The 13,117-nt window shown below is 28.9% G+C and carries 10 protein-coding genes; 7 read left to right on the top strand and 3 right to left on the bottom strand.

Annotation, left to right across the window (positions count from 1 at the left end; all coding sequences use genetic code 11):
* Nucleotides 1-156 precede the first annotated feature (156 nt).
* The 6 genes from NWE74_RS03210 (at nt 157) to NWE74_RS03185 (ending at nt 9,629) form a co-directional block, all read left to right on the top strand.
* Nucleotides 157-681 carry a DUF4231 domain-containing protein gene (locus NWE74_RS03210; RefSeq protein ID WP_258241797.1) on the top strand — a complete coding sequence of 175 codons (525 nt, stop codon included), beginning with the start codon at nt 157-159 and terminating at the stop codon, nt 679-681.
* Complete coding sequence (locus NWE74_RS03205) at nt 671-3,835, top strand: ATP-binding protein (protein WP_258241796.1); 3,165 nt, start codon at nt 671-673, stop codon at nt 3,833-3,835. The genes NWE74_RS03210 and NWE74_RS03205 overlap by 11 nt, the downstream gene beginning before the upstream one ends.
* Before the next feature lie 648 nt (nt 3,836-4,483).
* The gene (locus NWE74_RS03200) at nt 4,484-5,497 is read left to right on the top strand and encodes a helix-turn-helix transcriptional regulator (RefSeq protein ID WP_258241795.1); all 1,014 of its coding nucleotides are present in this window, start codon (nt 4,484-4,486) and stop codon (nt 5,495-5,497) included.
* Between the two features lie 795 nt (nt 5,498-6,292).
* Nucleotides 6,293-6,553 (top strand): YkgJ family cysteine cluster protein, encoded by a 261-nt coding sequence (locus NWE74_RS03195; RefSeq protein WP_258241794.1) that lies wholly within the window; start codon nt 6,293-6,295, stop codon nt 6,551-6,553.
* A 1-nt stretch (nt 6,554) separates the two neighbouring features.
* Nucleotides 6,555-8,009 (top strand): hypothetical protein, encoded by a 1,455-nt coding sequence (locus NWE74_RS03190; protein WP_258241793.1) that lies wholly within the window; start codon nt 6,555-6,557, stop codon nt 8,007-8,009.
* A gap of 12 nt (nt 8,010-8,021) precedes the next feature.
* Complete coding sequence (locus NWE74_RS03185) at nt 8,022-9,629, top strand: hypothetical protein (RefSeq protein WP_258241792.1); 1,608 nt, start codon at nt 8,022-8,024, stop codon at nt 9,627-9,629.
* 318 nt (nt 9,630-9,947) lie between these two features.
* On the opposite strand, the gene NWE74_RS19275 is transcribed toward NWE74_RS03185, so the two are convergent.
* The 3 genes from NWE74_RS19275 to NWE74_RS03175 all read right to left on the bottom strand — a co-directional run bounded on the left by NWE74_RS19275 (nt 9,948) and on the right by NWE74_RS03175 (nt 11,619).
* Nucleotides 9,948-10,139 carry a helix-turn-helix domain-containing protein gene (locus tag NWE74_RS19275; protein ID WP_420330205.1) on the bottom strand — a complete coding sequence of 64 codons (192 nt, stop codon included), beginning with the start codon at nt 10,137-10,139 and terminating at the stop codon, nt 9,948-9,950.
* Between the two features lie 125 nt (nt 10,140-10,264).
* Nucleotides 10,265-10,861 carry an ABC transporter ATP-binding protein gene (locus tag NWE74_RS03180; protein WP_258241791.1) on the bottom strand — a complete coding sequence of 199 codons (597 nt, stop codon included), beginning with the start codon at nt 10,859-10,861 and terminating at the stop codon, nt 10,265-10,267.
* A 194-nt stretch (nt 10,862-11,055) separates the two neighbouring features.
* Nucleotides 11,056-11,619: a TetR/AcrR family transcriptional regulator gene (locus tag NWE74_RS03175; protein ID WP_258241790.1), complete on the bottom strand. Its 564-nt coding sequence runs from the start codon at nt 11,617-11,619 to the stop codon at nt 11,056-11,058.
* Nucleotides 11,620-11,739: 120 nt separating this feature from the next.
* Here NWE74_RS03175 and NWE74_RS03170 point away from each other — a divergent pair, with 120 nt between their 5' ends.
* Entirely contained in the window at nt 11,740-12,984 is a 1,245-nt protein-coding gene (locus NWE74_RS03170) for a glycosyltransferase (protein WP_258241789.1), read from the top strand.
* Nucleotides 12,985-13,117: the final 133 nt, after the last annotated feature.

Genomic DNA, 13,117 nt, shown 5'->3' with positions numbered 1-13,117 from the left:
CAGTACTATAAGATAGACCTGAGGGGTTGTCTTTGTGTAAATGTCATGATACTTGAAAAAAATATGTAGTTTAGGATTAAAAGTAAAATAGATTATTGAAAAATATGGTAAAATATAATTTGAAATTTAAACGACTATTAAAAAAGAGGGGATATTATGTTTGATAGAACTTGTGAAAATTTAGGAATAAATACATTAAGTAAAGAAAAAGAATCATTAGAAATGTATACATCAAAGATACAAGATGAATATATAAAAAATAGAATAGACCATATATTATCTTGGTATATAAATAAAGCAACCTTTTATAAAAGATTATTTTATACATTAAGTGTGATTCTACTTGTTATAAATGCATCTATACCTTTTATAAATCAGTTAGGACTTGATGATTCACCAATAATTATAACTGGAATATCTACTATAGCAACTATAATTACAGGTATATTAACTTTATTTACAATGAAGGATACTTGGTTTAGGTATAGAAATCATGTTGAACTAATAAAGTCACAATGCTCATTATTCAACGGACAAGTAGGGATATATTCTAAAGATAATAGAGAAAAACAACTAATAAGAAATATAGAATCTATAATTGATGATGAAAGAGGATTATGGAAATTAGATAAATTTAAAGAAGAAAATGATAATAAAGGGGAAGATAACGATGGAGAATAAATATAACTATAAATTAGAAACTCATTTAAATAAGATATGTGAATCTAATGATGAATATAAAAACTTATGTTCATCATGGGAACTCAGTAAAAAAACATATAAGCAAATTTTAAGGAATGTATCTATTAACTATCCTCATTATAGCTTACATGATGATAGTCATTCAGAAAGCATAATTACTAATATAGAGATGTTACTTGGAAAAGAAAGAATAGAAAGGTTATCACCTACGGATACATGGTTAATATTGAATTGTGCATACTTACATGATTTTGGAATGGCATTATTATATTCAAAGATTGAAGATGAATGGAAAAGTGATGAATTCCAAGATTTTATTAAAGAAAGTGAAGAATCATATGATATAAATTTAAGCGAGGCTTGTAAGTATATAAATAATTTTAAAGATAATATAAATAACGTAGAAAATACATGGCCACTAGAAATTAGAAAACATGCTATAGAGATTATATCGTCATATTTTAGAGGGAAACATTCATTACTAACTAAAGAATATCTAAGTCAATTAAATGAATGGGAATTAGATTTAACTCAAAATGGACTTATACATAAAAGATTAGTTAGTATAATAGCCGAAATAGCATTTATGCATACTCAAAGTTTTGAAGATATACTTAAACTTGATTATATATCTAATGGATACAATAGTGACTATATTCATCCAAGATTTATAGCAGAACTTATAAGATTAGGTGATGTTCTTGATTTAGATAATGGACGGTTCAATGAATATACAGAAAAAGTTACTGGATATATGGCAGAGACATCTAAAAATCATAAAGAAAAGCATCAGTCAGTAAGACATGTATTAATTATGCCTGAGAATATAGAAGTAAGATATGATTGTAGTAGTAGCGAAGTTTATAGAGAAGCTAGAAGATGGATAGAATATATTGAATCTGAGATAAAGAATGTAACTATGGGTTGGAGCGATATAATACCACCAGAAATAGGATGGTATCCACCTAAATTAAATAAAAAAGAACTATTATTAAATGGAAAGTTAGATGAACATAACTTATCTGACTTAAAATTTGAAATATCTCAAGAAAAAGCATTTTATATATTAAAAGGATCTAATATTTACTCAAATGAACTTACTTTTATAAGAGAATTTATACAAAATGCACTTGATGCTAGTAAAATACAGTTATTTAAAGATTTAAAAGAAGGAATATATGATTCATGGATAACTGAGGATGGACTAAAAAAAGGAATAAGGAATCTAACACCTTTTGATATAGATTCTAGAATATATGATAATTACAAGATAGAAGTAAAATTAGAAGCTAAAGGCGAGCATGATATAAAAGTAATTATAAAAGATAGAGGTACTGGAATTAGTATTGAAGATTTAAAAAACATGTGCAATGTTGGAAATAGCTATGATTTTAGAAAAAAGTATAAGCATGAAACTAAAGAAATGCCATTATGGTTAAGGCCAACAGGTGGATTTGGTATAGGTATACAATCAGCTTTTTTGGTAACGGATGAGGTTAAAGCTTTTACTAAGTCTGATAGAGACGGAATACTTGAGATAGACTTTACATCATCTAAAAGAGAAAGTTATATAAATGTAAAATCGACAAACAAAAAAATAAAACGAGGAACTGAATTTCATATAGAATTTAGTGGTTCTAAATATTATAAATACAGTTTAGGTAGTAAAACATGGGATTATATAGAAAATAACTACGATATATTTTCACAGCAGAATATAACTCAATATAGAGTTGAGGACTATATAAATGAGAATATAGGAAAAAATATATTTCCTCTAGAAGTAAAAGATACAGTTGAAAATATAAAAGATATATGCAGAGAACCTATAGGTCCATATATAGGAAAATTATTTGAAGAAGATAGTAACGTAGACAAAAAGTATATGTATCATATACTTGAAGATTTAAGCATCGTTTATATATGGGATAAAGAAAACAGTGTATATATAGACATTAAAGAATATAATGAAGATTTAGAAATTTATCCTAGAGCATTAACGGAGATATCATTTAAAGGCTGTTACGTAAATAGAGAGTTAATTGGTTTATATAATAGTATGCATGTAGATATACATGGATTTGACACAAAGAAGAGCTTAAAGATAGATAGAAGTAAATTAACTAAATATGGTATAGATGATCTAAAAAAGATACTTGAAGAAGCAGAAAAATTTTACTTTGATAAAACAATGGATAAGCTTAGGGATATCTCAGAAAAGGAAATTATACCATCGGTAAAGTTAAATTTATTTATGGATATGTTTGAAAAGGAAACTATACCACCTATAAGGTTAAATTTATATAGATATATGCTTAAATATAGTGTGCTAAATAAATTTGATTCCTTACATAAGAAGATATATAAGAAAATACTAAATTATGATAACTTAATAATAGATTTAGTTGCTGTATTAAAGCTTAGCAAAGATGGAATATATGAATATAATGAAGTTAGATTTATAGAATTAATAGACAAATATCCTAAGCTAGTTTGCTTAAATATAGATAATTTTATGAAAAGCCATGATAAGTATGACTTTGAACTTATGCAAACATGGATAAATAAAGAAAATGCTCTAATAGATGAAGAGATTATAGTTATAGACCCTATTCTTACATCTATACTTAAAAAATTTGGTAATGATAAAATTAAATATAAGAAAATAGATGACAAAGATGTGTTTATTTATTTTAAAAATGAATTTACTTTTAATAACAGAAGAGAATTAGATAAATTTTATGTGGATATGGATGAAGATACCAGAAAATTTTACATAAAGTCATTAATATTAATAAATTCAGAGGAAGATAACTTATATTCAGGGAGAAAAATAAATAGATTAGAGATACCTTGTATAAAAGGATATGAAGATTTATGTGTATATGGAAATGGAAATCATAATAGTAAAATTAGTATAATATCACCTATGATAGCAAATGATGGGGAGCATATAAGTGATTTTAAGAGCAAAAAAGCATTTATAGATAGTATCATAAATAGGGATGATTATAAGAGACTGGTAGACCATGTGTTCAAATACCGTGTTATTAAAAATGAAATATCAAAAGAAGAGATATCAGAAAAGTACCAAGCTTTAATAGGTGAATATTTTGATATTATAAATATATAAATATAAAATGGGCTGCCTCAAAATAAAGGTATATCCATCAACAAAAACGAACTCTAGGTGACTAGAGTTCGTTTTTGTGTATAGAAATAATAGCCATTCACGTTATAAATAAGTTACATTAGGGGGAATTTAATGTGCATTTCTCATATTAACAGACGAGTCTATTTACCTTGTGGATGCAATAGATATTACTGCTTGGTATACCGCATTGGATAAAACCGTTGCTCCGCTATCCAATGCTGGTGAATAAATGGATTTTATAGCAAATATATGCGTCTGTAAAAACACAGAGGAAGATTATTGTTTTAGAAAGCAAGTGACAAGGAATAAGCTACTTGAGGGAGTAGATGTGAAGAAGATTGGGACTACTTGGATTATTACGGAACAGGCTTTGGTTAGGAATTTTGGTGTGGATAAGTTGATAATGAAAGTATAGTGGCTATGTTAAATTATATTTATATTTAAATTTTAGTTTCCTAGATGATTTATATTTAAATTGAGGATAATAAAGAGAATATATATTCAAAGATAGAATTTAAAATGGTGTACATAAATTTGTACACCGTTTTAGTGTGAAAATCTATTAAAATATATATAATTATATATGTAAGAAAAAATTGTATAAATTTAGAAAAATAGGGAGATAAGATGATTCAAAATAAAGTTAATAATAATATCAAGTTTTACACATTTATAGATATTCTAAGTACTTACTCTGATGAGAATACATCAATATCAATAAAAGAAATAAATCATCACATGCACAATAGGATAGGTGTAACTGTAGATAGGAGAACAGTATATTCCTATATAAATGACATGAAGATGATTGGACTAGAGGTAAGCTCTTACAATGAAGAAACAGGCGGGTATCATTTTATTAATCACAGATTAGAAGAACATGAAATTAAAATTCTAATAGATTCAATATCATCTAGCAAGTTTATTACTAAGAAGAAAACTATAGAGTTGATAGACAAGCTATGTAAATTAAATTCTATATACATTAAAAAAGATTTAAGTAATCAAGTATTTGTAGATGATAGATCAAAGTCTAAGAATGAAGAGATATTTATCAGTATAGATAAGATAAATACAGCAATTAGAGATAAGAAGAAGATATCATTTTGTTATTATGATTATAATTCTAGCAGGGATCTAGTACCAAGGTTGAATAAGGAAAATGTGCAAAAGAGATATACGGTAACTCCTATAGCTACTATTTTAAAGAATGAGAATTATTATTTAATTCTTGCTGACAAGAGGCATGATGACTTGTCTAATTACAGGGTTGATAGGATGAAGAGTATTGAGATTGTTGATAGTGAAGCTCGATGTTTAGATGGGATTGAAGATTGTAAGGGTGGCTTTAATCCAGCGATTTATTCTAAGAAGAGTTTTAAAATGTTCCCAGGTGAGGAGAGTGTTGTTGAGTTAAGGTTTGAGAGAAATTTGCTTAATTTTATGATAGATGAGTTTGGTGATGATATTAGGATAGTTGATAATAGTGATGGTAGTTATAATGGAAGGTTTGTGGCTAAGGTAGGTAAAGGTTTGGCTAGATGGGTGTTTCAGTTGGGTAAGGATGCTGTTGTGCTTAGTCCAGAGAGGTTGAAGTATGAGGTTAGAAATGAGTTGATGGAGATGTTGACATTGTATTAGAGGGAAATTGTTAGGTGTTTTGGTTAATGAAGTAAATTATAAAAAAAGATGCTTATCTCTTGTTGTCAACGACTTCGTCTGTTACTCAAAAAATAAATGATAAAAAGTAAGATTATTACAAAAAATGACAAAAAAATATAAAAAAGTGTGATACATTATTGTATAGAAAGCTATAAAATGTAATACTACATTATAAACTAGTTATAAATACAGAACAAGTTCTAGATAAGTTTTCAGTAGAGGATATACTTGAAACATATAAGGAAGAATTGCATAAAATTTGTTTATAGATAATGGATTATAATGATTACTTAGGCAAAGAAGATCAATTAAATAAAAATAATGACAAAGAAATTATAAAGTCTTTAATAAATATAGTTTAGATGTATGTCAATTATATAAATGCAAAAGATTATATAGCTATGTATTTAAGTGGTTAAGAATTTAATGTAGAAGGTATAGTGGACTTAAAAGTTTAATAAAGAGGAGACTAAATTGTGAAAAATATAGGTACCATAAAGGTAGAAGAAGATATACCTTATGGATATAAAAAATTAGCTGAATAAGATAAAAATGTAGCTATACTATTAAAGAATAATAACATTTATATTAGTATATTTTATAGTGGTGTAGAGTATTGTAGTTTAGTTAAAATAAAAATTAGAGAAAGGATTATATATAAATACTTCTACGTAGGCAGGAGTTATTCTTAAAAGATATGAAAGATAAATTCGATAAATTATATTTTATGATTAAGGAATGTATGAATGCTATTGAAGCATTGGTGATTAGGCTATGAAAAAATTTGATTGTGATAAGTGTGGCAGATGCTGCAAAAGTCTAAATTTAAATGAATTGTATAGAAATTTAGATAGAGGAGACGGGATATGTAAGCACTTAGATGAGTTAGATAATAAGTGTTCAATTTATAATAATAGGCCTATGATATGTAATGTAAATAAGATATATAATAAGTATTTTGCTGAAATTTATACTTTAGAGGAATATCATATTATAAATAAAAGAAGTTGTAAAAAATTAAGAAAGGATATTTAATATGTTTAATTTTTTCAAAAAGAAAAAAATACAGTGCACGTCAGTGGAAAATATACAAGATACTGATAGTAATGAAAACACTAGAAGTTCTATAACTACAACAGTAGGTTTGGTTGTTACTGATTCAGCACGAATGTCAACAAATCAAGCGTTAAGTACTTATACAAAGCCAGATACATATACAGGGAATAGAAAACTATTTGACAGTGGTTCTGCAAAAGCAAGAACGAAAAAAGATGCATTTTTTAAAGGTTCTGAAGTTCGAGATCCTTATACTGGAGATATACTTGAAATAAGAAAAGTTGATGCTAAATTAAAATATGGAGATCGATGGCAAAATCATCTTGCCGAAACGGATCACATAACACCAATTGAAAAGATATTTAAGGATAATGGAAAAAATCCATGGTTGAAAAAAGAGGACATAAAGAATATTGCAAATAGCGATAAAAATCTAGAAATTATATCGAGAAAAACTAACAATGCCAAGCGTAGTCGTACAAATAAAGAACTTGTAACAGATGATGAATATCTTAAGAAAACAGGTGTAGAATTTTCTGAACAAGGTAAACGTGATGCCATTGAAAGTGGAAGAAAATCACAAGCTGAAATAAAAAAGCAAGTACAAAAAACATCTATGAAAAATGTTATTAAAACTGGACATGAAGCTGGAAAATATTCGGCCCAAAATTCAGGTATTACTGCTGCAACCATGTCGGGAGTGATGAATATAACAGCAGTTATTAAAGGAGAAAAAAGTACAGAAGATGCTCTAGCAGATACAGCTGTAGATGTTGGAAAAGCTACTGCCACAGGATATGTTTTAGGTGGAGGATTGACTACACTTTCTCATAGCTTATCATCTTCATCGTCTAAGTTTTTACAAGCTTTATCAAAATCAAATGTGCCAGGAAACGTCATGACAGCGGTAATCGTTACAGGGGACACTCTAAAGCGTTATGGAAATTGTGAAATATCAACTCAAGAATGTATAAGAGAACTTGGAGAAAAAGGGCTTAATTTTGCAACAGCAGGCTACTCAATGGCTGTTGGACAAGCTATTATTCCGATTCCGATTGTAGGAGCTGCTGTAGGAGCGTTGGTAGGTTCAACAATTACAAGTAGATATTATAATGAACTAATTAATACTCTTAAGACTAAAGAACTTGAACATCAAGAGCGCCAGAGAATTATTGATGAATGCGAAATTGTAGCTAAGCAAGCAAGATTTTTTAGAGAAGAACTTGAATGTTATCTTGAAGCATACTTTAAAGAACACCAAGATTGTTTTGATGAAGCTCTATTAGAAATTAATTATGCATTTCAAGCTGGAGATGCTGATGGAGTAATTGCAGGAGCAAACCGTATTACTAGAAAATTAGGCGGAAACATACATTATGACACCGTTGAAGAGTTTAAAGATTTTTTATCTAATGACTCAGTAGATATATTATAGGGAGGAAATATTATGCCAGTACCATTTCTATTAGCTGGGCTAGGTTTAGCGGCAGGAGCTATTGGAGCAGGAGCGCATTTTGACGCAAAAGAAACCAATGAAAGGGCTCAAAGAATTTCAGAAGAGGCACAAGAGTTATATGATGATGCGAAAAGATCACTAGAATATTCGCAAAAGAAAACTGAATCATCATTGCTTGATTTAGGATATGCAAAGAAAACTGTTTTAGAAAGTTCAATGCAACAGTTTTTGCAAGCGTATGAACGTATTAAAAATATTGAATTAAGTGAATCGGTTGGATTAGAGGAAATATCAAACTTTACAATCGATCAACAGGAAGCTCTGCAATTACGAGAAATGTCAGAAATATATCAGTCTGCTTTTTCAAGTGCAGCAACAGGTGCAGCAACAGGGGCTGTAATTGCACTAGCATCAAGTGGTTCTTTACCAGTAGTAACAGGTGTCTTATCTACAGCGGGAACGGCACTTATGGCAGGAGAAGTAGGTATGGCTGCAGGACTTGCAGGTTCCGCTTTATCATTTGGAGCAGCTATGACGCCACTTGCTGCTATTGCAGCACCTACGCTATTATTTACTGGAATTTCATCTAGTATAAAGGCAGATGAAAATCTTGAAAAAGCGCGAACTATATATGCAGAAGCAGAAGCTGCAGTTGAAAAAATGAGAATATCAGAAACATTATGTGTAGCTATTTCAGATAGGTGTGAAATGTTTAATAGTCTATTAGTTGAATTAAATAGTATGTTTTCTGAATGTACGAGTTTACTTGATGGTATGACGCGTAGTAAAATAGGATTGTTTAAAGGAAAGAGAGTAGATGCAACTAAGCTTACTCATGAAGAGCTTAAATTAATTGCTGTTACACGTTCACTTGCAGGTGCTGTTAAAGCAGTAATAGATACACCTATTTTAAATGAAAATGGTAGTTTATCTAGCGAAGCTGAAGATATTTACGAGAATACGGTAAATAAATTGCCTGATTTCACTAAAGCAGTAGAAGAAATTGATTCACATAACTATAAAGTTAAACCAATATCAGCAAATTATAATAAAAAAAGTAGAGGAGGAGCAGAATCTTCTCCTGGAATGTTAGATATGATACGAAATGCTTTTGCGATAGTTTTTGCTACTATTGTAACGAAAGCTTCATACTCATACATAAATGAACCATTTGTTTTATCAAGTATGATTTTTACTGTAATAACTCTAGCTGTTATGAATAACAATACAAAATCAAATATATTTAAAAGTGTAAAACATATTGCATGCGTTGCACTTGCTGCAGAATTTAGTATATTGTTATATTTTTGTTGTAAAGTTTTAGCTCAAACAAAACCGTCTATACTACTTTATATAATATTTGCAATTGTAAGTTTAATTTTATTTGGAATGATTCTTCCTAAAAAAGGCAAGAAAATTGGTAGCTTGAGAAGTGTATTGCAAAGATTGTTTGCATGTATTTTTTTATTTGCTATTGCATTGTTATTATTTATAATACTAGCAGTATGGATTGAGCTTCCTTTTATAGTAGCAATTATCATAACAGAAGCTATATTTACACCATTTGCATTAGTAGGTGCTTATAGTTGTGAATTATAAAACATTTGATTATAAATATAAGATTGTGGTTATATACCCTGTGTCTGAAAAATAGACTCAGGGTATTTTGTATAATATTGCTTTTTACAGTTATATAATAATTAGTCTATGAACTACGTAATTTTTTAGTACTATTCCAATAGCTGGTATTTTATTAAGTTACTGATTACTTTATTATAAGTACTAATTTTAATAACACCACCATTAAACCAATATCTAAGTATAGAACGGGAGACTCCAAGTTTATTAGCTACTATCTCTCTAGTATAATTATTTCTGTTCATCCATAGTTTAAGCTTGTCTAAAAACATATCAAAATTATATACTAGTTTTGTATAACCATCCATACATACACATATAATCCATATTAAATTTAGAAGACAATAGATGAAGCATTTCTTTAGTAGGATAATATCTATTAGATTCATATCCACTTATAACAGAATATGTAACATTACATAAATTAGCAACTTCAGAAATTGATAATCCTAATTCAACTCTAGATTTTATAAGTCTGTCTCCAAATGTATCTTATTTAAACTCAGGGGCTAAGCTTATATCTATAGAATCAACATCTTTTAGTTCTTGAGTGAGAGTTATATCGGATTTAGGTAAATCTACAATAACATCATCTTCTAAAGTTGCACTTTTATAGATAGCGAATCACTTATATCACGAGTAACTAATATAGCAGATTTGTTTTCATTTTTAATTATCTTAAAAACATCATCACTAACAAGTAACCTTGTTTGATAATCAAGAGCAGAGAATGGCTCATCAAGAAGTAATATATCAGGATTAACAGCTAATGTTCTGATAAGAGCCACACGTTGTCTCATACCACCTGATAGTTCTTTAGGATACATATAGCGGTATTCCCATAGGCCGTAAGTTTTTAATAGTTTTTCCACTTGTTCAATAGATTCTTTAGTTTTATTATTTTGAATTTCTAGACCGATAGTTATATTATCCATGATATTTCGCCATTCTAGCAGATGATCCTTTTGAAACATATATCCGATATTACCCTTTATAACAACGTCACCGCTAGTTGGTTTTAAAAGTTTAGTTAATATATTAAGAATAGTTGATTTACCAGAACCAGATGGTCCAAGTAGTGTAAGTATTTGTCCTTCGTTTAAGGAAAAATTGATGTCTTTTAGAACTTCCAGTTCTCCTTCTTTGGTGTAAAAGGTCTGAGATAAATCTGTAACTTTTACAATTTCATTCATATATGCCACCCCCATGAAGTTTGTTCCTATATATTATAGTATTAATGGAGGAGAGGATTTGTACCAAGTTTTAAACTATAAATAGATAAACACTAGAAAGTATATTGTTAGGTAAGCTTGAAAAAAATAGTCAATAAATTATATAACCCAAGTAAAATGTAAAGTTCTTAAGAATCGAATATAATTTATACACTTTATTTATTGAAAATACTATGTATACCATTTTCCATAATATTTTTCATAATAAAAATCAACTTATCGGAAGATAATATCTTATCATTTTTAAACCAATAGCTCATAATACTAATCATAGATGATAGTATATACTCCAAAACAAAATCAAATTCTAAATCATTAAGCTTTACCTCTGTAGCTAAAGCTTCCTTAAGCAGAGGTTTAACAGAGTCCTTTAACTTACTTGCAAAAGCAGGATCACCATTGTCTCCAAGTAAAACTGAATAATATTTTTCATTTTGCTCATATAGTTTTAAAAACATATTTATCGGAATTTCATTGTTTTTATTTAGTATAGAGATAGGTGGCAACTCATCTAAACTGGGAATGATTGAATTTTCTATTTGTTCAAGTACATCATAAATATCAGTAAAATACTCATAAAACGTACTACGGTTGTAACCAGCCTTAACTGTAATTTCTTTTATAGTTATTTTCTCAATTCTTTTTTCACAATACAAAGACCAAAATGCATCTATCAAATCTTGCTTAGTCTTAGATACAACATTTTTATTATTTTTCATTTTACACCTCTTTTAAATCCAACATTCCTATGAACATTGTTGGTTGATGATGAATATAAAATTTTTTATAATCTAAATATACAACAGGTTGTTGGATTCTACAAGAGGAGTGATTTTAATATGATTACAATAATATGTTCTGGTTCAAGAGGGGATTTTCAACCTTATATAGCACTGGCCCAACAAATAAAAAAATTAGGTGAAGATGTAAGAATAACAGGATTTTCACAATTTGAAGATTTTATAAAAAGTTATGGAATTGAGTATATTCCAATAGAAGTGGATTATAAAGCATTAGGCGTAGACCCTAAAATGTTAAAACAAGCAGGTTCAGCAGACAACCCGCTTAAAATGCTTTTAACTTTTAACAAGATGAAAAAATATGGTGCTCAGATAGCAAAACAAACCTATGATGCATTTGAAGGAAGTGATTTAATTGTTTATCATCCAGGATGTACTATAGGATATTTTGCAGCACAGGAGATGAACATACCATCAGTACTTGCTACACCATTTCCTATGCACAAGACTAATGAGTATTTATCTGTAGTGATGTATGGCAAATCTAAACCTACAAATATAAATAAGAAGATAAGCTATAAGATGATACAGAGTATGCTTTGGTTAGCTTCAAGTAATACTGTCAAAGAGCATTGGAAAGAGCGTTTTGGAAGAATGCCTATAAACTTTAAGAATCCTTATGAGAAAGTATCAAAATTAAAACCTGCAATAGTTTCATGCAGTAATTACGTATTTCCTAGACCAAAGGATTGGAATGAAAATATTCATCAAAGTGGATATTGGTTTGTAGAAGAAAACAATGAATACAAACCTTCTAAGGAATTAGAAGACTTTATAAACAAGGGTGATAAACCTGTGTATATAGGTTTTGGTAGTATGTTTGATAGTGATGAGAAAGATGATATAGTTAAAATTATCATAGATGCTATTACAAAATGCGGTAAACGTGGAATTATTTCAGGTATGGGTAAAATAGATAATTTACCAGATAATCTTATTTCAGTAGGAAGTATACCTCATACGTGGTTATTTGAAAAAGTATCAGTAGTTTGTCATCATGGTGGTGCAGGAACTACAGCGGCAGGATTTAGGGCAGGAGTACCAAGTGTTATTATACCATTTTCAAATGATCAGTTTGCGTGGGCTCACAGAGCATTTGATTTAGGTGTTGGGTGTAAGCCTATTTATAAAAAAGATCTTACTTCTGATAAACTTGCAGAGGGAATAGCTTATGCACTAAATAAAGATATAGTTGATAATTCAAAGACTTTGTCAGAAAAAATATCTTTAGAACAGGGAGCATTGGACAGTGCTAAAGTAATATTAAATGTATTACAAATGTAAACAAAAGGGTAGGAGTATGTAAATAAATATACCACCCTACCTTTTTCTAATTGTTTGAGATATTTTTTAGAAGAACGAATATATCTCAAAAAAGAAAATATGTTCTTTGTTGAGGCGAAAAAAAGTTTAATAT

Source organism: Romboutsia lituseburensis, assembly GCF_024723825.1.
GTDB lineage: Bacteria > Bacillota > Clostridia > Peptostreptococcales > Peptostreptococcaceae > Romboutsia_F > Romboutsia_F lituseburensis_A.
The sequence above is the reverse complement of the archived record's forward strand: the minus strand, read 5'-3'. Positions and strand labels throughout refer to the sequence as shown.

Bases quoted from the DNA above. Each gene is read 5' to 3' on its own strand.
- NWE74_RS03210 (WP_258241797.1), top strand. From the start codon at position 157: ATGTTTGATAGAACTTGTGAAAATTTAGGAATAAATACATTAAGTAAA.
- NWE74_RS03205 (WP_258241796.1), top strand. From the start codon at position 671: ATGGAGAATAAATATAACTATAAATTAGAAACTCATTTAAATAAGATA.
- NWE74_RS03200 (WP_258241795.1), top strand. From the start codon at position 4,484: ATGATTCAAAATAAAGTTAATAATAATATCAAGTTTTACACATTTATA.
- NWE74_RS03195 (WP_258241794.1), top strand. From the start codon at position 6,293: ATGAAAAAATTTGATTGTGATAAGTGTGGCAGATGCTGCAAAAGTCTA.
- NWE74_RS03190 (WP_258241793.1), top strand. From the start codon at position 6,555: ATGTTTAATTTTTTCAAAAAGAAAAAAATACAGTGCACGTCAGTGGAA.
- NWE74_RS03185 (WP_258241792.1), top strand. From the start codon at position 8,022: ATGCCAGTACCATTTCTATTAGCTGGGCTAGGTTTAGCGGCAGGAGCT.
- NWE74_RS03180 (WP_258241791.1), bottom strand. From the start codon at position 10,861: ATGAATGAAATTGTAAAAGTTACAGATTTATCTCAGACCTTTTACACC.
- NWE74_RS03175 (WP_258241790.1), bottom strand. From the start codon at position 11,619: ATGAAAAATAATAAAAATGTTGTATCTAAGACTAAGCAAGATTTGATA.
- NWE74_RS03170 (WP_258241789.1), top strand. From the start codon at position 11,740: ATGATTACAATAATATGTTCTGGTTCAAGAGGGGATTTTCAACCTTAT.